The organism is Corynebacterium pilosum DSM 20521 = CIP 103422 (assembly GCF_000373805.1).
Lineage (GTDB): Bacteria > Actinomycetota > Actinomycetes > Mycobacteriales > Mycobacteriaceae > Corynebacterium > Corynebacterium pilosum.
This window is the reverse complement of the sequence record NZ_KB892461.1, coordinates 144,258-162,201: the sequence shown is the minus strand read 5'-3', so window position 1 is coordinate 162,201 and position 17,944 is coordinate 144,258. Positions and strand designations below refer to the sequence as shown.

General features: G+C 61.9%; 17 protein-coding genes. 16 read left to right on the top strand and 1 reads right to left on the bottom strand.

Annotated elements, in window-relative coordinates; genetic code table 11:
* The first annotated feature begins 47 nt into the window (after positions 1 to 47).
* From aspS to B097_RS0108160, 16 genes are all read left to right on the top strand, one after another.
* Positions 48 to 1,862, top strand: coding sequence for an aspartate--tRNA ligase (aspS, locus tag B097_RS0108235; RefSeq protein ID WP_026254402.1), 1,815 nt, complete (start codon positions 48 to 50; stop codon positions 1,860 to 1,862).
* A 118-nt stretch (positions 1,863 to 1,980) separates the two neighbouring features.
* A complete protein-coding gene (locus tag B097_RS0108230) occupies positions 1,981 to 3,255 on the top strand; it encodes a phosphotransferase (protein ID WP_018582059.1) in 1,275 nt (424 codons plus the stop codon).
* 22 nt (positions 3,256 to 3,277) lie between these two features.
* Positions 3,278 to 4,642, top strand: coding sequence for a replication-associated recombination protein A (locus B097_RS0108225; protein WP_018582058.1), 1,365 nt, complete (start codon positions 3,278 to 3,280; stop codon positions 4,640 to 4,642).
* A 49-nt stretch (positions 4,643 to 4,691) separates the two neighbouring features.
* A complete protein-coding gene (gene alaS, locus B097_RS0108220) occupies positions 4,692 to 7,370 on the top strand; it encodes an alanine--tRNA ligase (protein WP_018582057.1) in 2,679 nt (892 codons plus the stop codon).
* 152 nt (positions 7,371 to 7,522) lie between these two features.
* Positions 7,523 to 8,041 carry a Holliday junction resolvase RuvX gene (gene ruvX / locus B097_RS0108215; RefSeq protein ID WP_018582056.1) on the top strand — a complete coding sequence of 173 codons (519 nt, stop codon included), beginning with the start codon at positions 7,523 to 7,525 and terminating at the stop codon, positions 8,039 to 8,041.
* Positions 8,038 to 9,201 (top strand): endolytic transglycosylase MltG, encoded by a 1,164-nt coding sequence (gene mltG, locus B097_RS0108210; protein WP_018582055.1) that lies wholly within the window; start codon positions 8,038 to 8,040, stop codon positions 9,199 to 9,201. Before ruvX ends, mltG begins: the two co-directional genes overlap by 4 nt.
* 15 nt (positions 9,202 to 9,216) lie before the next feature.
* Positions 9,217 to 10,026, top strand: a complete 810-nt coding sequence (locus B097_RS0108205) for a shikimate dehydrogenase (protein ID WP_018582054.1) — start codon at positions 9,217 to 9,219, stop codon at positions 10,024 to 10,026.
* Positions 10,027 to 10,036: 10 nt separating this feature from the next.
* Positions 10,037 to 10,438 (top strand): prepilin peptidase, encoded by a 402-nt coding sequence (locus B097_RS0108200; protein ID WP_018582053.1) that lies wholly within the window; start codon positions 10,037 to 10,039, stop codon positions 10,436 to 10,438.
* Positions 10,439 to 10,486: 48 nt separating this feature from the next.
* Positions 10,487 to 11,704 (top strand): chorismate synthase, encoded by a 1,218-nt coding sequence (aroC, locus tag B097_RS0108195; protein WP_202593343.1) that lies wholly within the window; start codon positions 10,487 to 10,489, stop codon positions 11,702 to 11,704.
* Position 11,705: 1 nt separating this feature from the next.
* Entirely contained in the window at positions 11,706 to 12,251 is a 546-nt protein-coding gene (locus tag B097_RS0108190) for a shikimate kinase (RefSeq protein WP_018582051.1), read from the top strand.
* A 41-nt stretch (positions 12,252 to 12,292) separates the two neighbouring features.
* Positions 12,293 to 13,363 (top strand): 3-dehydroquinate synthase, encoded by a 1,071-nt coding sequence (gene aroB, locus B097_RS0108185; protein WP_018582050.1) that lies wholly within the window; start codon positions 12,293 to 12,295, stop codon positions 13,361 to 13,363.
* Between the two features lie 6 nt (positions 13,364 to 13,369).
* Positions 13,370 to 13,804, top strand: coding sequence for a type II 3-dehydroquinate dehydratase (gene aroQ / locus B097_RS13495; protein WP_018582049.1), 435 nt, complete (start codon positions 13,370 to 13,372; stop codon positions 13,802 to 13,804).
* A 5-nt stretch (positions 13,805 to 13,809) separates the two neighbouring features.
* Positions 13,810 to 14,901 carry an aminopeptidase P family protein gene (locus B097_RS0108175; protein WP_018582048.1) on the top strand — a complete coding sequence of 364 codons (1,092 nt, stop codon included), beginning with the start codon at positions 13,810 to 13,812 and terminating at the stop codon, positions 14,899 to 14,901.
* 43 nt (positions 14,902 to 14,944) lie between these two features.
* The gene (gene efp / locus B097_RS0108170) at positions 14,945 to 15,508 is read left to right on the top strand and encodes an elongation factor P (RefSeq protein ID WP_018582047.1); all 564 of its coding nucleotides are present in this window, start codon (positions 14,945 to 14,947) and stop codon (positions 15,506 to 15,508) included.
* Complete coding sequence (nusB, locus tag B097_RS0108165) at positions 15,508 to 15,987, top strand: transcription antitermination factor NusB (RefSeq protein WP_018582046.1); 480 nt, start codon at positions 15,508 to 15,510, stop codon at positions 15,985 to 15,987. The genes efp and nusB overlap by 1 nt, the downstream gene beginning before the upstream one ends.
* An 11-nt stretch (positions 15,988 to 15,998) precedes the next feature.
* The gene (locus B097_RS0108160) at positions 15,999 to 16,859 is read left to right on the top strand and encodes a PPK2 family polyphosphate kinase (protein ID WP_018582045.1); all 861 of its coding nucleotides are present in this window, start codon (positions 15,999 to 16,001) and stop codon (positions 16,857 to 16,859) included.
* On the opposite strand, the gene B097_RS0108155 is transcribed toward B097_RS0108160, so the two are convergent.
* Entirely contained in the window at positions 16,856 to 17,938 is a 1,083-nt protein-coding gene (locus B097_RS0108155) for an HNH endonuclease signature motif containing protein (RefSeq protein WP_018582044.1), read from the bottom strand. The genes B097_RS0108160 and B097_RS0108155 overlap by 4 nt on opposite strands.
* Positions 17,939 to 17,944: the final 6 nt, after the last annotated feature.

Genomic DNA, 17,944 nt, shown 5'->3' with positions numbered 1-17,944 from the left:
TTTCGAACGTTCATAATCACCACACGTGGAAGGACGTGGAAGAAACCGTGCTGCGCACTCACCTGGCGGGAGACCTCCGCAAAGATATCGCTGGCCAATCCGTCACATTGACGGGCTGGGTAGCTCGTCGTCGTGATCATGGTGGCGTGATCTTCATCGATCTGCGCGACCGCTCCGGCCTGGCCCAGGTGGTGTTCCGCGAGTCCGCAGTCGCCGAGGCAGCGCATGACTTGCGCAGCGAATACGTCATTCAGGTCACCGGTGTGGTCGAGCCACGCCCGGAAGGCTCCGAAAACCCGAACCTTCCCTCCGGTGAGATCGAGATCAACGTTTCAGAACTGAACGTTCTGAACAAGTCCGCAGCGTTGCCATTCCAGATCGAGGATGCTTCTTCCGGCGAGGTCGGCGAGGAAACCCGTCTGAAGTATCGTTACCTGGACCTGCGCCGCGAGCGTCAGGCCAACGCGCTGCGTTTGCGCTCTAAGGCGAACAAGGCGGCGCGCGACGTACTGGACCGCCACGACTTCACCGAGATTGAAACCCCGACCCTGACGCGGTCTACCCCTGAGGGCGCGCGTGACTTCCTCGTGCCGGCACGCCTGCGCCCAGGTTCCTGGTACGCGCTGCCGCAGTCGCCACAGCTGTTCAAGCAGCTGCTCATGGTTGCAGGAATGGAGCGTTACTACCAGATCGCGCGCTGCTACCGCGACGAGGACTTCCGTGCCGACCGCCAGCCGGAATTTACCCAGCTAGACGTCGAAATGAGCTTCGTCGACCAGGATGACGTGATCGCCCTGGCCGAAGAGATCTTGGTGGAGCTGTGGAAACTGATCGGCTATGAAATTTCCACCCCGATTCCACGCATGACATATGCCCACGCCATGGAAAAGTACGGCTCTGATAAGCCCGACCTGCGCTTCGATATCGAATTGGTGGAGTGCACCGAATTCTTCAAGGACACCACGTTCCGCGTGTTCCAGAACGAATACGTCGGCGCCGTCGTGATGGAAGGTGGCGCATCCCAGCCACGTCGCCAGCTCGACGCATGGCAGGAGTGGGCAAAGCAGCGCGGCGCCAAGGGCTTGGCCTACATCCTCATCGGCGAAGACGGCGAGCTGTCCGGCCCGGTAGCGAAGAACATTACCGACGAGGAGCGCGCCGGGATCGCCGATCACGTGGGCGCTAAGCCAGGCGACTGCATCTTCTTCGCCGCCGGCGAGACCAAGAGCTCCCGTGCGCTGCTGGGTGCGGCCCGCGGTGCCATCGCAGAGAAGCTGGACCTGATCAAGGAAGGCGACTGGGCATTCACCTGGGTCGTGGACGCCCCAATGTTCGAGCCTGCTGCCGATGCCACCGCCTCCGGCGATGTGGCCCTGGGCAACTCCAAGTGGACCGCCGTCCACCACGCCTTTACGTCGCCGAAGCCTGAGTACCTGGATACCTTCGATACCAATCCGGGAGAAGCGCTGGCCTACGCATATGACATCGTGTGCAACGGCAACGAGATCGGTGGCGGCTCCATCCGTATCCACGACCGCGACGTGCAGGAGCGCGTCTTCGACGTGATGGGTATTGGCGAAGAAGAAGCACGCGAGAAGTTCGGGTTCCTCCTAGATGCCTTCGCATACGGTGCTCCACCACACGGCGGTATCGCTTTCGGCTGGGACCGCATCGTGTCTCTGCTGGGTGGCTACGACTCCATCCGTGACGTCATCGCCTTCCCGAAGTCCGGCGGCGGTGTCGACCCACTGACCGATGCCCCAGGCCCGATCACGCCGGAGCAGCGCAAGGAGACCGGCGTCGACTTCAAGCCAAAGAAGGACGACAAGGCTGGCAACAGCGCGGAAGCCGGAACGCAGTAAACACTACCGCGCTAACCTCCCGGTGCCAGCGCATGTTGGTCACGCGGGAGGTTTCGTATGTCTTGCGCTTTTCGTGTACACCCGCGGCTGTGGCGTGGCACGATGGGGGCGAAGACTTGTGAAGGAGCTCAACACCGTGGACTCAACCCACCAGCACATCATCGAGATCGCAGAGGACTTGCTCACCCGCCGCTACGGCGGAACGCAAAAACTGCTCGATCCCGTTGCGCTCAGCGGTTCTGGGCATGCACGCGTGCTACGCGCGCGCGTGGCCTCCAGCCCGTTCTTACCGCATCGTTCGGTGGTGTTGAAGCAGTCTCCGGATACCGGGGAGCTGGTCGAGGACGCTGCATTCCTGCGCGAAGTCGCTTCCTATCAATTCACCACATCGCTGGCGGAAGAGTTCCGTCTCGGTCCGGTGCTTCTGGCGCATGACCTCGACAGTCGGCTCATCGTGCTCTCTGACAGTGGTGATGGCGACACGTTTGCGGATTTGCTCAGTGAATCGGACCCCGATAGGCGGGTGCAGATTCTGCGCGCGTTAGGTACCTCTTTGGGGCGGATGCACGGGGGCACGGCCGGCAAGGAAGAGGCCTTCAACATCTTGTTGCGCAGGCTGGGGAAGAACGACCCCAATGCGCAGCGTTTCCAAGAGATCCGCGAAGGTTTGCTTGAGGTTGGCGTCGCCGTTGGCTTGGATGTGATCCGTCAAGCAGGCATTGAAGTGCCGCGCGAGCTCACTGAATACCTGCCCACGGTGCAGCGCCGCTTGAGGAAAGGCCGCTACCGGGCATTTACGCCTTTTGACCTATCGCCGGACAACATCATCGTGGCTGATCGCATCGAGTTTCTTGACTATGAGTGGGCCGGTTTCCGCGATATTTCCTTCGACCTCGCCTGCGTGATCGCCGGTTTCCCGCAGTACATTTCACTCCGTCCGATCACCGACGATGAAACCGCAGCGTTCGTTGAGGCCTGGCTGCACGAAGTTGATGAACTCTGGCCAGGTTTGATCAACGAGGACGTGTTGCATGAGCGCATCACCATCGCTTTGGTGGGTTGGGCGCTATCTAGTTTGACGGTGATGTCCTACGGTTCTTTGGGCAACGTGATTTCCGGTCACCCCAAGGCGCGCGAATTCCTCAACATCAGCGCCGAGGATCTCACTCAGTTGGGGGTTTCGGCCAACCGCGGTCAGGAACTGACGACGAACTTGTTGCGCCCTGCCGGGGAGGTCGCTTTTTCCGACGATGAACGTCTGGTGCGCCGCGATCTCTACGAAACCTTTGAAGCACTCAGCAGGTTCGCGGCGTCCGGGCGTGACGGGACGTACTCCGTCGTTTCTGAATTCGCGTTGCGGATCGCCGAGCTATTGCATGATCCACGCCCGTAGCCGGATCAGTTAGTCTTGGGCCATGCAGGAAGGTTTGTTTGAGCAGCCAGGGGCGCGTGACGACGATTCCTCCACACAACGTGGAATCTCGTTTTTTGAGGCTGGTGCTGGAGCACCACTAGCGGCCCGGATGCGTCCGCGCAGCCTCGACGAGATCGTTGGCCAAGAGCACCTCCTCGCAGAGGGGAAGCCACTACGCCGTCTGATCGAAGGCTCGGGGGATGCCTCGGTGATCCTCTATGGGCCTCCGGGGACGGGCAAGACCACGGTCGCCTCGCTGATTGCGCAGACGATGGGTGATAATTTTGTCGGCCTGTCTGCGCTGACATCCGGGGTGAAGCAGGTGCGCCAGGTCATTGAGGGCGCGACCCGTGACCTGCGCAGTGGTCGGCGCACCGTGTTGTTTATCGACGAGGTGCACCGCTTTTCAAAAACGCAGCAAGATGCGTTGTTGGCTGCGGTGGAAAACCGCACCGTGCTCCTTGTCGCGGCGACGACGGAGAATCCCTCTTTTTCGGTGGTAGCACCCCTGCTGTCACGGTCGTTGTTGCTGAAACTGGAACCGCTCGACGCTGATGACCTGCGCACCGTATTGCGTCGCGCGATCGTCGATAAGCGTGGCCTGAACGAACGCATCACCGTCAGCGAGGAGGCCCTAGACCAGTTAGTCCTGTTGGCTGGGGGAGACGCGCGACGCAGTCTGACGTATTTGGAGGCGGCGGCCGAGGCTGTGGAGGATGGCGACGAGCTGACGCTTGATACGGTGCGCAACAGCGTGAATCGGGCGATCGTGCGTTATGACCGCGACGGTGACCAGCATTACGATGTCACCAGTGCGTTTATTAAATCGATCCGTGGCTCAGATGTGGACGCTGCGCTGCATTACCTGGCGCGCGTGATTGAGGCGGGGGAGGACCCACGGTTTATCGCCCGTCGCCTAGTTATTCACGCTACGGAAGACATTGGGATGGCAGACCCTACCGCCTTGCAGACCGCGGTGGCGGCTTATGAGGCAGTCAGTTTCATCGGCATGCCCGAGGGGCGTCTTCCGTTGGCGCAGGCGACAATTCACCTGGCCACTGCACCGAAATCGAACGCCACCTACCTGGCGATTGATCGGGCGCTTGCCGACGTCCGCGCGGGCAAAGCCGGCCACGTTCCAGCGCATCTGCGCGATGGCCACTACGAAGGCGCCAAGGCCATGGGGCACGCGGTGGGATACATCTACCCGCACGACGATCCCACTGGGGTAGTGCCGCAGCGCTATATCCCCGAGGGTTTGGATGACGCTGTATATTACGAGCCGACTGACCACGGAAACGAAAATAGGATCAGGAATTTCGTCGGCAAGCTACGCAGAATCGTCCGCGGGCGGGCGCGGGGGTAAAGTGTAGCGAAGTCACGTTGAGAACAATCGCAATTGAAGGAGACCGCTCGTGCAAACCCATGAGATCCGGGACCGCTTTACCAACTACTTCGTCAACCACGGCCACCAGGCCGTGCCAAGCGCGTCACTGATCTTGGACGATCCCACCCTGCTTTTCGTCAACGCGGGCATGGTCCCCTTCAAGCCTTATTTCTTGGGCCAGCAGAACCCGCCGTTTGATTCAGGCATGGCAACCTCGATTCAGAAGTGCGTGCGCACCCTGGATATTGAAGAGGTGGGCATTACCACCCGGCACAACACTTTCTTCCAGATGGCGGGAAACTTCTCCTTCGGCCAGTACTTCAAGGAAGGCGCGATCACGCATGCGTGGGCGCTGCTGACTTCGCCGGTTGCTGAGGGCGGGTACGGGCTGGACCCAGAACGGTTGTGGGTCACTGTTTACCTTGACGACGATGAGGCCGCCGAGATCTGGGAGAAGAAGATCGGTGTGCCGGCCGAGCGCATCCAGCGCCTGGGCATGGAAGACAACTACTGGTCCATGGGTATTCCTGGCCCTGCGGGACCGTGCTCGGAGATTTACTATGACCGCGGTCCTGACTATGGGCAGGACGGCGGCCCGGCTGTCGACGACAACCGCTACCTGGAGATCTGGAACCTGGTCTTCATGCAGTTCGAACGCGGCGAGGGCGACAAGAAGGGCGGCTTCGACATCCTGGGCGAGCTGCCCCAGAAGAATATTGATACCGGCATGGGTGTGGAGCGCGTAGCCTGCATCCTGCAGGGTGTGGAGAACGTGTATGAGACCGACCTGCTGCGCCCTGTCATCGACGCCGCGGAGAAGCTGACCGGGACGAAGTACGATGCCGGCGATGCGGACAGCGCAGACAACGATGTGCGTTTCCGTATCATCGCCGACCACGCCCGTACCTCGATGATGATCATCCTCGACGGTGTCACCCCGTCGAACGAGGGCCGCGGCTATATCCTGCGCCGCCTGCTGCGCCGCATCGTTCGTTCCGCACGCCTGTTGGGTGCGAAGGGCCAGACCCTGGAGACGTTCATGAATACCATCATGGACACGATGACGCCCTCCTTCCCGGAGATTGCGGATAACCGCGAACGCATCCTGCGCGTCGCCATTGCCGAAGAGCGTGCGTTTTTGAAGACGCTGGAGTCCGGCACCGAGCGTTTCGACGATGCCGCAGCCGAAGTCAAAGAGAAGGGTGCGACTATTCTGTCCGGCTCCCAGGCTTTCGAGCTGCACGACACCTATGGTTTCCCCATCGATCTGACCATCGAGATGGCCGCTGAGGCAGGCCTCGAGGTCGACATGGCTGCATTCGACGCCGAGATGGCGCAGCAGCGCGAGCGCGCCAAGGCTGACTCCCGCGCAAAGAAGAGCGCGGGTGCCGACGAGTCCGTCTACCGCGAGTGGGTCGACAACCAGCCCACCGAGTTCGTCGGCTTCGACAACTTGGAAGCCGAATCCACCGTGATCGGCCTGGTCAAGGACGGCGCGAAGGTCAACGAGGTGGCCGCAGGCGATGAAGTCGAGGTGATTTTGGATCTTTCGCCAATGTACGCAGAGGCCGGCGGCCAGCTAGCCGACCGCGGACGCATCGTCATCGGTGACACCTTGCTCAACGTGAACGATGTGCAGAAGATCGGCAAGAAGCTGTGGGTGCACAAGGCCACCGTGCAAAATGGTGGTCTGGACTTGGGCTCTGTCGTGCGCGCCGAGGTCGACCCTCGCTGGCGCCATGGTGCACGCCAGGCGCACACTGCGACCCACCTCATCCACGCGGCCTTGCGCGAGGTGCTTGGCCCCACAGCGGTCCAGGCTGGTTCGATGAACAAGCCGGGTTACCTGCGCTTTGACTTCAACTACACGGAGCAGCTTTCCGACGACCAACTCGCAGAGATCGCTTCTATTGCCAACCAGGCGGTCGATTCTGACTACGCGGTGAACACGCTTGAAACCTCCCTGGAGGAGGCAAAGGCGATGGGTGCAATGGCGCTTTTCGGTGAGAACTATGGCAACGAGGTCCGCGTGGTCGAGATCGGTGGCCCGTTCTCCATCGAGCTGTGTGGTGGCACGCATGTGAGCCACTCCTCCCAGATCGGGCCGATCGCAGTGCTGGGTGAATCGTCGGTCGGTTCGGGTGCGCGTCGCATCGAGGCCTACTCCGGCATGGACTCGTTCCGCTACTTCTCGAAGGAGGCCGCGCTGGCCTCAGGCTTGGCGCAGGAGCTGAAGACCCCAACTGAGCAGTTGCCGGAGCGCATCGCGCAGCTGACGGAGAAGCTGAAGGCCGCGGAGAAGGAGATCGCGGCTCTGCACCAAAAGCAGCTGCTTTCGCAGACCGGCGACTTGCTGAACAAGGCAGAGGAGACCGGTGCCTTCACGCTGCTGGCACTCAAGCTGGGCGACGGCACCAATGCGGGTGACCTGCGTACCGTAGCTCAGGACTTGCGCGCTCGCTACGGCGAAGAACCAGGCGTCGTGGTGCTGGCAGCGGACAATGGTGGCAAGGTGCCGTTCGTCGTCGGTGTGTCCGCCGGGGCAGTAGAGAAGGGCGTAAAGGCCGGTGACCTCGTGAAACTGCTCGGCGGTTATATCGACGGCAAGGGTGGCGGTAAGCCAGACCTGGCCCAGGGCTCCGGTTCTCATGCAGCTGGCTTGGAGGAAGGTTTCCGGGCTGTGCGTGAAGAACTTGCTTCCTTGTAGTACTTTTGGGGTAATGTAACGGATTGGTTACAAACACGCCGTGCACGATACGTCATGTTGACGTGAAAACGTATAGCGTAAGACTGATCCGAGAGTGCCTTGGGCACTGCCACAATGACCGCTACGACGAACGAGGGACCTGAACATCGCCTATGGCTGCTAAGCAGATCGCCCCGGACACCCCAGGTGTCGACGACCCAGGCTCTGGGCGTCGCATCGGGATCGACGTGGGAACTGTCCGCATGGGCGTCGCCTCGTCGAATCGCGAAGCGACGCTAGCCATGCCCGTAGAGACGGTCCCACGTGTCACCGGTTTCAAGGACCGCGACAAGGAAGACATTGACCGCCTCCTCGAAATCATTGAAGAATATCAGGCGGTAGAGATCGTCGTCGGGCTGCCGAGGGACCTCCAAGGCAACGGGTCTTCGAGTGTGAAACATGCAAAGGAAATTGCGTTTCGGATCAATCGGCGGCTGGGCGGCACCATCCCTGTGCGCATGGCCGACGAGCGCTTGACCACGGTCGCGGCGACCCAGGCCCTACGGGCATCCGGAGTCTCGGAAAAAGCGGGTCGTGCGGTGATCGATCAGGCAGCAGCGGTGGAAATCCTGCAGTCGTGGCTCGATGGCCGAGCACATAATCTCAGCTCAAGTAAGGAGAACCAATCATGAGCACCCAGCGTTCATCCCGGAATCGTACCGGTGCAGTGGCGGTGCTGGTCACCTCATTACTTCTGATCATTGGCGCTGTCGCATATATCGGTTTCGCGATGACTTCGTCGTCAGGCGAAACCCTCTCCCGCGACTTTGAGGGCACCGGCAACGGTGTTGAGCAGATTGTGGAGATCCCCGAAGGCAGCTCCATGTCGGCGCTGGGCCCTGAACTGGAAGAGCGTGGCATCGTGAAGTCTGATGCCGCGTTCCAGACGGCGGCTGCGAACAATCCGAACTCAGCCAATATTCAGCCCGGTTTCTTCCGACTGCAGGAAGAGATGAGCGCAGCGGCTGCCGTCGAGGCGCTGCTCAACCCGGAGAACCAGATTGATCTGCTGGATATCCCAGGTGGTGCGACGCTGGCTGACCTCACCGTTGTGGGCGGCGATACGCGTTATGGCATCTACACGATGATTTCGAATGTCACCTGCGGAACCAGCAACCAAGAGCAGTGCATCACCGCCGGGGAGCTCGAAGACGTCGGAGCGAACGCCGATGCCGGCGCGCTGGGGGTTCCTGAATGGGCGCTGGCCCAGGTCAATGAACGCAGGGGCAGCCCGAAGCGACTTGAGGGCTTGATCGCCCCGGGCCGCTATATCGTGAACCCTGACTCTTCGGCGGAAGAAATCCTGACGGATCTGATCACTCGTTCTGCCCAGGCCTATAACGAGACCGGCATTGTTGAACGCGCCGGAGCAATCGGCCTGAGCCCTTATGAGCTGCTCACCGCCGCCTCCCTGGTCGAGCGTGAAGCGCCGGCCGGAGAATTCGACAAGGTGGCACGCGTGATCCTCAATCGCCTGGATGAGCCGATGCGCCTCGAGTTCGACTCCACGGTCAACTATGACCTGGAGGACGTTGAGGTGGCCACCACCGACGAGGACCGCGCGCGAGAGACCCCATGGAACACCTACGCCAAGGATGGGCTGCCTGAAACCCCAATCGCCTCGCCGTCCGAGGCCGCGATCCAGGCTATGGAGAACCCTGCGGAGGGCGACTGGTTGTTCTTCGTCACCATTGACACGGATGGCACAACCGTATTCAACAACACCTTCGAGGAGCACCTCAACGACGTGCAGCGCGCACAACAGTCCGGCGTGTTGGACTCGAACCGCTAGCACCGAAAGGTTCCCATGTTCAAAGCTGCAGTCCTGGGTTTGCCCGTCGAACATTCGCTATCGCCTCTGCTGCACAATGCTGGTTATGCGGCGGCGGGGCTCGACGACTGGGAATATGAACGCATCGAATGCTCCGCGGAGGATCTTCCGCGCATCGTCGGGGAAGCAGGCGCAGAGTACCGCGGGTTCTCCGTCACGATGCCCGGCAAGTTCGCTGCGCTCAAGTTCGCCGATGAGGTCACTGAGCGCGCCCAGCTGATCGGCGCCGCCAACACCCTCGTACGCGTCGGCTCTGGGTGGCGCGCGGACAACACCGACTGCGAGGGCATCCTCTACGCTTTGGGCGAGCTTATCGACGAGCCCGCCGCCATGCGCCACGTCGTCATCATCGGCGCGGGTGGTACTGCACGTCCGGCGGTCTGGGCGCTGGGCACCCTTGGAGTGGAACGGATCACCATGATCAACCGCTCCGATCGACGCGCCGAATTCGAGGAGCTATTCGCTCGAACAGGCGCGACCGTCGACTTCGTATCATTCGACGCCGACCTGGAGGCAATCACCATGTCGGCCGACGCGATCATCTCCACGGTGCCATCCGCTGGCATCGAGGAACATGTGCCCGCTTTTGGCCACGCCCCAGTCTTCGATGTGATCTATGATCCCTGGCCCACGCCACTTGTGGTGCGCGCGGCTGCCAACGGATACCGCACGATCGGCGGCCACGTGATGTTGGCCGGGCAGGCCTATAGCCAGTTCGAACAGTTCACCGGCGTCGACGCCCCACGCGAAGCCATGCGTCAAGCGCTGGAGGAACACCTCGGCTAAAGTCGGGCGCATGTGGGAACTCGGGGGAGTACTGGCATGGAGCGTGACGCTTGCCATTTATGACATTGCTTATCGACGACTACCTGACTGGCTGACACTGCCGGCGACTGGTCTCGCGGTAGTGGCAGCGGTGTTCGTCGATAAGCAAGCACTGGTGGGGCTGCTCTGGCCGGCGGCGTATCTGGCGCTGGCGTGGCGCGGGGGAGGGATCGGGGGCGGTGATATCAAGCTGGCCGTCCCTTTGGGGATCTGGGTTGCGCACCACGCTGGATTATTCGGGGTGGTCGTGGCGATGGGGCTGGCAAGCGCGCTGACGCTGGTGTTACTGCTGCTGCGAAGATCTCCCGACGGACCGCACGGACCTGCGATGTTGCTGGGCGCGTGGACCGTCGTACTCAACGCCGTGAATTAAATGGGGTAATAGTCGGATCTGGCCTCGAAGTGTGAGACAATGATCGGCATGCTTCGTTGGACTACAGCAGGTGAATCTCACGGCCAGGCGCTCATCTCTTTGGTTGAGCACATGCCCGCCGGGGTACCGGTGACGAAAGAAGAGATCTCTTACCAGCTTGCCCGCCGCCGTCTTGGCTACGGGCGCGGGGCACGCATGAAGTTTGAGCAGGACGAACTGACTTTGCTCACGGGCATCCGCCACGGTGAGACTCTGGGCGGGCCGATTGCCATCATGATCGGCAACAGTGAGTGGGACAAGTGGACCACAATCATGAGCGCCGAGCCGCTAGATATGGACGACCCAGAGGTGGCCAAGGCCATGAACTCGGGTCGCGGCGCTAAGTTGACCCGCCCACGCCCAGGGCATGCCGATTTCGCTGGCATGGTGAAGTACGGCTTCGATGAGGCCCGCCCGGTGCTTGAGCGTTCGTCGGCACGCGAAACCGCAGCCCGCGTCGCTGCCGCAACCGTGGCGCGGAGCTTCCTGCGCGAAACGCTGGGTGTGGAGGTGTTCTCGCATGTGATTTCCATCGGCGAATCCGAACCATATGCGGGGCCGCTGCCGCAGTTCTCCGATATTGAGGCGATTGATGAGTCGCCCGTGCGCGCTTTCGACAAGGACGCGGAGGCGGATATGGTCGCGTGCATCGAATCGGCGAAGAAGGCCGGTAACACCCTGGGTGGTGTCGTGGAGGTCATCGTCGATGGGCTGCCGATTGGGCTGGGCTCGCACATCTCCGGCGAGGACCGCCTCGACGCGCAGCTGGCGGGTGCTTTGATGAGTATTCAGGCGATCAAGGCCGTGGAGATCGGCGACGGTGTCGAAGAGGCTCGTCGCCGCGGCTCCGCGGCGCACGACGAGATGGTGCGTGACGACGATGGCGCCGGCGTGAGTCGCCTGACCAACCGCGCCGGTGGCATCGAAGGTGGCATGACCAACGGCGAGCAGTTGCGGGTGCGCGCCCACATGAAGCCGATCTCCACTGTTCCGCGCGCGCTGAAGACGGTGGACATGGCTACCGGCGGCGCCGCAACGGGCATCCACCAGCGTTCCGACGTGTGCGCTGTGCCCGCGGCCGGTGTCGTGGCAGAGGCCATGGTGGCTCTCGTGCTGGCACGCGCTGCGCTGGAGAAATTCGGCGGTGACAGCCTAGTGGAGACGAAGCGTAATATTGCTGCGTATCAGCAGTACGTCGACGAGCGTTTGGCTTTTGGAGGGAATTAACATGGAACAGTTTGACGTGACGCCTGATGCTGTGTGCCACACCACCCCCAGAGTTGTACTGGTGGGCCCTCCAGGGGCGGGAAAGTCGACGATTGGTCGTCGTTTAGCGCGAGCCACAAACCTGCCACTGGTCGACTCCGATGACCTGCTTGCCGCCGGTGAAAACATGCCCACTGGCGAATTCTTCGCCAAGGTCGGCGAGGAAAAGTTCCGCGAGGTAGAGGCAGGCTACGTCTCCCAGGCGCTGCACTCCGGCGGCGTCGTGGCCCTGGGCGGGGGAGCGGTACTGACCGACGAGGTCCGCGACATGCTGCAAGGCCACACGGTGGTCTGGATCGATGTCAGCCCGGAAGAAGGCATTCGTCGTACGTCGCGTGATACCTCGCGCCCGGTGCTGGCTGCGAAGGACCCTGAGGCGCACTACCGCGCATTGCTGGAAAAGCGCGAGCCGTTCTACCGCGAGGTGGCGGATTACCGCGTGCGTACCGACGAGCGACCACCGCAGCGTGTGGTTGCCGAAGTACTTGCAATCATCGACACCGAATAGCGCTAGATCACCCCGAGACCGCAAAGGAACCTAAAGAAGCGATGGCCACCATTACCGTATCCGGACCCACCCCCTATGATGTCTACATTGACCGCAACCTGACCAATGCGGTGTCAGCGTGCGTGAAGGACATCGGGGCCCACAAGGTGGCCATCGTGCACCAGCCGGCGCTTGCGGCACCCGCTCGAAGCCTTGCCGAAGAGATCCGCGCCTCCAATATCGAGGCCGTTCTGGCGCCGATTCCGGATGCGGAAGACGGCAAGACCCTCGAGGTCGCCGGTGGGCTGTGGGACCTGCTCGGCGAGCACAACTTCTCGCGCCAGGACGCGGTGATCGGCCTGGGCGGCGGCGCGACGACGGATCTTGCCGGTTTCGTCGCGGCCGCCTGGATGCGGGGCATCAAGGTCCTGCAGGTACCCACCACGCTCTTGGCGATGGTCGACGCCGCCGTCGGAGGCAAGACTGGCATCAACACAGCTGCGGGCAAGAACCTCGTCGGCGCTTTCCACGAGCCCAGCGGCGTCTACATCGACCTCGACCGCTTGTACACGCTTGACGACGAAGAAATCGTCGCCGGCTCCGCAGAGATCATCAAGACCGGATTCATCGCCGACGAACGCATCTTGGAAATCTTCGAGGCGGACCCGCAGCGCGCCCTCGACGTGGATGGCGACCTGCCTGAGCTGATCGAACGCTCCGTGGCCGTGAAGGGCCGCGTGGTAGGCCAGGACCTAAAGGAATCCGGCCTTCGCGAGATGCTCAATTACGGCCACACCTTCGGCCACGCCGTCGAAAAGCGCGAACAGTACCGCTGGCGCCACGGGCATGCAGTGGCTGTTGGCATGATGTTCGTCGCCCACCTCGCGCACGAGCGCGGACTGATCGACGACAACCTGCTCCGCCGCCACAAGACGATTCTCGAATCTGTTGGGCTGCCCACCACCTACGAAGCCGGCGCCTTCGACGAGCTGCTCGAGGGTATGAGCCACGACAAGAAGAACCGCGACGGCATGATCCGCTTCGTGGCCTTGGACGGGGTGGGCAGCGTGACGCGTATCGAAGGCCCATCCGTCGAAGAACTGCGCGCGGCTTACGACGCGATCTCGGAGTAACACCCGATGAAAATCCTCGTTCTCAACGGCCCCAACCTGAACCGCCTAGGCAAGCGCCAGCCGGAGATCTACGGCTCCACCACGCTTGCCGATGTGGAACAGATGATCGTCGACAAGGCGCGCGAGCTCGGCGTGGACGTCGAATGTCGCCAGTCCAACTACGAAGGCCAGTTGGTCGAGTGGGCCCATGAAGCCGCCGATAACGCCTGGCCGGTGATCATCAACCCCGGCGGCTACACGCACACCTCGGTCGCGCTGCGTGACGCCCTCGTCGAAACGACCGACCACCACGGTTTCATCGAGGTTCACATTTCCAATGTGGCCGCGCGAGAGGACTTCCGCCAGCACTCCTACCTGTCCGCGATCGCCGTTGGCACTATCGCTGGGTTGGGCGTGATGGGCTATATTCTCGCCCTGGAGTATTTCGCCGCGCTACAGTAGCCGGTATGGCTTTAGCAGATACTCGGTTTGATTCCCGTCGTCGCGCGCTGGCGTCCACGCTGGCAGGTATGCGTATCGACGACATCCTCGTCACACACCTGACCCATGTCCGGTACCTTTTGGGTTTCTCAGGATCGAATGCGGCCCTGGTCCTGTCGACGGACCTGACGGCGGCGATCGCCACCGATGGGCGCTACACCACCCAGGTCGCCGAAGAGGTCCCTGACTTGGAGGCCACCATTCGTCGGGACTGCGCCGTCGCTCTGCTGGAAACCATCGAACCGGGACGGCGCGTCGGCTTCGAAGCAGACCACATGACGGTCACCGCCCTGGAAAAACTCGAAGAGGCCTGTCCCGAAGGCGTGACACTCGTGCCCGTGCGCGGTGTCATCGAGCAACAACGCGCCATCAAAGACGCGGGCGAACTCGAGGAGCTGACCGGTGTCGCCGAACTGGCCACCCAGGCCCTTTCCGACATGTTGGAGGCCGGCGAAATCCGCGCAGGGCGCAGCGAGATCGCCATCGCGGCCGATCTCGAGTACCGCATGCGGCGCCTCGGATCCGAGCGCACCAGCTTTGACACCATCGTCGCTTCCGGCCCGAACTCGGCAAAACCCCACCACAGCGCCGGAGATCGCGTGCTTATCGACGGCGACCTCGTCACCATCGACTTCGGCGCCCACCGCCGTGGCTTCAACTCCGATATGACGCGCACGTTCGTCGTCGGCAAGCCCGATGCCTTCGCCGAGGAAATCTACAAAGTTGTGCTGCGCGCCCAACTCGCGGGCATCGAGGCCGCCACCCCCGGCACAGCGCTGCGCGACATCGATGCCACCTGCCGCGACATCATCGACGACGCCGGTTACGGCGACTACTTCACGCACACCACCGGCCATGGCGTCGGGCTTGACGTGCACGAGGCGCCGATGGCCGCGGCGCGTTCCGACGAGATCCTGCGCGAAAATATGACACTGACCATCGAACCCGGAATCTACGTACCCGGCCGTGCGGGAGTGCGCATCGAAGACACCCTCCTGATCACCGCGGGCGCGCCGAAAATTATCACCGGTGTCAGTAAGGAACTGACAGTGGTGTAGGCTTGGGCAGCGAATATCCGACAATTGTTAAGGGGAGAACTTCGTGGCAACAACCGCCGACTTCAAAAACGGTCTCGTCCTGCTCGTAGACGGAAAGCTGCAGCAGATCGTTGAGTTCCAGCACGTCAAGCCGGGCAAGGGGCCCGCATTCGTGCGCACCAAGCTCAAGGACGTCCTCACCGGAAAGACCGTCGACAAGACGTGGAACGCCGGCGTGAAGGTCGACACCGCAACGGTGGACCGCCGCGACATGACCTACCTGTACGACGACGGCACCTCCTACGTAGTCATGGACGACAAGACCTACGAGCAGTTCGAACTGCCGCATGACGCATTCGGGGATGCAGGCGCGTTCCTGAAGGAAAACATGCAGGTGCAGGTCTCCTTCCACGAAGGCAACGCCCTGTTCGGCGAGCTGCCAGTCTCCGTTGACCTGGAGATCACCCACACCGATCCGGGCCTGCAGGGCGACCGCTCCACCGGCGGCACCAAGCCCGCCACCGTCGAGACCGGCGCAGAGATCCAGGTGCCGCTCTTCCTTGAGACGGGCAACGTCGTCAAGGTGGATACCCGTACCGGCGAGTACCTGTCGCGCGTTAACAACTAATGAGCGAGAAGAACCGAGACCACAAGCGCCGCGGCACCCGTTATCGGGCACGCCGCCGCGCGGTCGACATTTTGTTTGAGGCTGAGGCGCGCGACCTCGACCCGGTGGCGATCGTTGAGGACCGCGTCGAACTAGCCCGCTCTCCTGAGAACCAGGTCGCCCCAGTCAACGCGTACACCCGCACCATCATCACCGGCGCCGCGGAGAAGCTCGACGATCTCGACGACGCGATCGAGAAGTATCTCTCCATCGACTGGGAACTCGGCCGCCTGCCCGCCGTTGACCGCGCCATTCTGCGCGTCTGCGCGTGGGAGATCATGTTCAACGACGAGGTTGACGGACCGATTTCGGTGGTCGAAGGCGTGGAGATGGCCACCGAATACTCTGGTAAACAGGCGCCCGCCTATATCCACGCGGTCCTGGATGACATTGTTCAGGCAAGCAAGGACAACGCGCCGGACCTGGGGTCTGAGTTGTAGACTCGGCGGGTATGTCTGACATATCCACCGACCTTATCGACGAGGCCCTCGCCCTGCGTGTCAACGAGGGCTTTCACCTTTCCGACGTCGTCCCCGCCTCCACACCCGGATTTGACGGCGACGGCGACGATCTCGACGAGGCCTTCCACCTATTCGACGACGCTCTCGAAGAACTGCAAGAAAAGCTCTTCGCCAATGGCCGTGTGAACCCCGAGGACACTGGTTCAATTCTGCTGGTTCTCCAAGGCATGGACACCTCCGGCAAAGGCGGGGTGATCCGCCACGTGGTCAAAGAGCTTGATCCCCAGGGCGTGCACACCGTGGGCTTTGGCCGCCCCACTGACGAGGAAGCGGCGCACGACTTTCTGTGGCGCTTCGAACCACACCTGCCGGTGCCCGGCATGATCACGGTCTATGATCGCTCCCATTACGAAGACGTTCTGGTGCAGCGGGTCAAAAATCTCGCCCCGCCGGAGGAGATTGAACGCCGCTACGGGGCGATTGTCGATTTTGAGAACGCGATTGCCGCTAATGGCACCCGCATCATCAAGATCATGCTCCACATCTCTCGGGCGTTCCAGAAAGAGAACCTATTAGAACGCATTGAGCGCGAAGATAAGCACTGGAAGTATGACCCAGGCGATATCGAGGACCGTTCCCTGTGGGAGCTGTACCAGGCGGCTTACCAGATCGCCTTGGAGCGCACCTCCACTGAGGCAGCCCCGTGGTACTGCGTGCCCGGCGACAACAAGAAGTACGCGCGCACGATCGTCAAGGCGCTCTTGGTCCACGCGATGCAGGAGATGAACCTGGAGTGGCCGGAGGCTGACTTTGATCCCGACGAAGAACGCCGTCGCCTCGAGCTGAGCTAGGCGATACGCAATGCACCTCCCCGCGCGGTGGGGTGTTCGTTGCGCCGCGGTGGCCCACCGAATGCGCTGAAGTATTTCGAGTGCCCGTTAACTCGTTCGACATAGCCGAAGCGCCGCTTGCTGCGGTCATCGTCCACTTTGCCGTTATGATACCTGCACAGCATCGACGCATTCGACACATTCGTATCACCGCCGGCGCTCCATGCTCGGTTGTGGTTGGGCTCGCAGCGGTCTGCGGGCTGTCCGCAGCCCGGGATAGAACAGACCGGGTCGCAGGCTTTGGCCATGGTGCGCTGTTTGGTGCTGAAGAATCTTTCGGTGCGGTACAGGTCCACTGGGCCACTGACCCGACTAGTCAGCATGAAATAGCCGTGCTCGGTCAGTTCCAGATCGAGGAAGTCCTTGCCAGGGATGCGCGCGCCGTTGGTGGCGGAGAGGATCACGTCGGTGTCCGCGTCCTCGCCGCTATGGATGGCCTGGAGGTCGCCGATGGACACGATGACCATCGGCGTGTATTTGGTCGTCCCACCGCCGGAGTTGAACAGATCCAACAACGCCTCGGCGACGCTTTGCCCGGTGGCGGCTGCGTGGTCGCGGCCGCGTTCCCAGATCTCGGCGATGGCCGCTTCGGGCCCGGTGAGGTGGATGGTGCGGTCGAGCCTGTCGGATGGGTTGGACATCGAGGCTTGCGTGCGCGCGGGTTTATCGCCAGTGTCGCCGTTGAATTTGGCGACCAGCGTGCGCGCTGCGGCCCTGATCGTCGATAAGCCTCCGCGGATGCGTGCCAGTTCCCGACGCATCTTCCAGGCATGCTTGTCGCTGACCTTGCGCGCGTATCTTTCGATGACCTTCAGCGTGCCTAGGCTGTGTTTGTTGGTAGCCACGGCATCGCGCGCCATCCGCTGTTGTTTCTTGTACCTGGTTGCGCCGAAATAGACCCCCGAAAGCTTGTGTATCGCGCCCGCTAATTCATTGTCGCCGAGCTTGTCGACGAGCGTTGCGCGACTCAAGCCTTGGGCATCTTCGAGCACCCCCAGTGTATCGCCGAAGGCTTCGGCGAACCGCTCAAATCTGTCCATGGCTTT

What these genes read in the sequence shown, in the direction of transcription:
- B097_RS0108175 (WP_018582048.1), top strand. Translation starts at nt 13,810, where the DNA reads ATGGCTTTAGCAGATACTCGGTTTGATTCCCGTCGTCGCGCGCTGGCG.
- nusB (WP_018582046.1), top strand. Translation starts at nt 15,508, where the DNA reads ATGAGCGAGAAGAACCGAGACCACAAGCGCCGCGGCACCCGTTATCGG.
- B097_RS0108225 (WP_018582058.1), top strand. Translation starts at nt 3,278, where the DNA reads ATGCAGGAAGGTTTGTTTGAGCAGCCAGGGGCGCGTGACGACGATTCC.
- B097_RS0108190 (WP_018582051.1), top strand. Translation starts at nt 11,706, where the DNA reads ATGGAACAGTTTGACGTGACGCCTGATGCTGTGTGCCACACCACCCCC.
- ruvX (WP_018582056.1), top strand. Translation starts at nt 7,523, where the DNA reads ATGGCTGCTAAGCAGATCGCCCCGGACACCCCAGGTGTCGACGACCCA.
- aroQ (WP_018582049.1), top strand. Translation starts at nt 13,370, where the DNA reads ATGAAAATCCTCGTTCTCAACGGCCCCAACCTGAACCGCCTAGGCAAG.
- B097_RS0108155 (WP_018582044.1), bottom strand. Translation starts at nt 17,938, where the DNA reads ATGGACAGATTTGAGCGGTTCGCCGAAGCCTTCGGCGATACACTGGGG.
- B097_RS0108160 (WP_018582045.1), top strand. Translation starts at nt 15,999, where the DNA reads ATGTCTGACATATCCACCGACCTTATCGACGAGGCCCTCGCCCTGCGT.
- B097_RS0108205 (WP_018582054.1), top strand. Translation starts at nt 9,217, where the DNA reads ATGTTCAAAGCTGCAGTCCTGGGTTTGCCCGTCGAACATTCGCTATCG.
- B097_RS0108200 (WP_018582053.1), top strand. Translation starts at nt 10,037, where the DNA reads ATGTGGGAACTCGGGGGAGTACTGGCATGGAGCGTGACGCTTGCCATT.
- aroC (WP_202593343.1), top strand. Translation starts at nt 10,487, where the DNA reads ATGCTTCGTTGGACTACAGCAGGTGAATCTCACGGCCAGGCGCTCATC.
- aroB (WP_018582050.1), top strand. Translation starts at nt 12,293, where the DNA reads ATGGCCACCATTACCGTATCCGGACCCACCCCCTATGATGTCTACATT.
- mltG (WP_018582055.1), top strand. Translation starts at nt 8,038, where the DNA reads ATGAGCACCCAGCGTTCATCCCGGAATCGTACCGGTGCAGTGGCGGTG.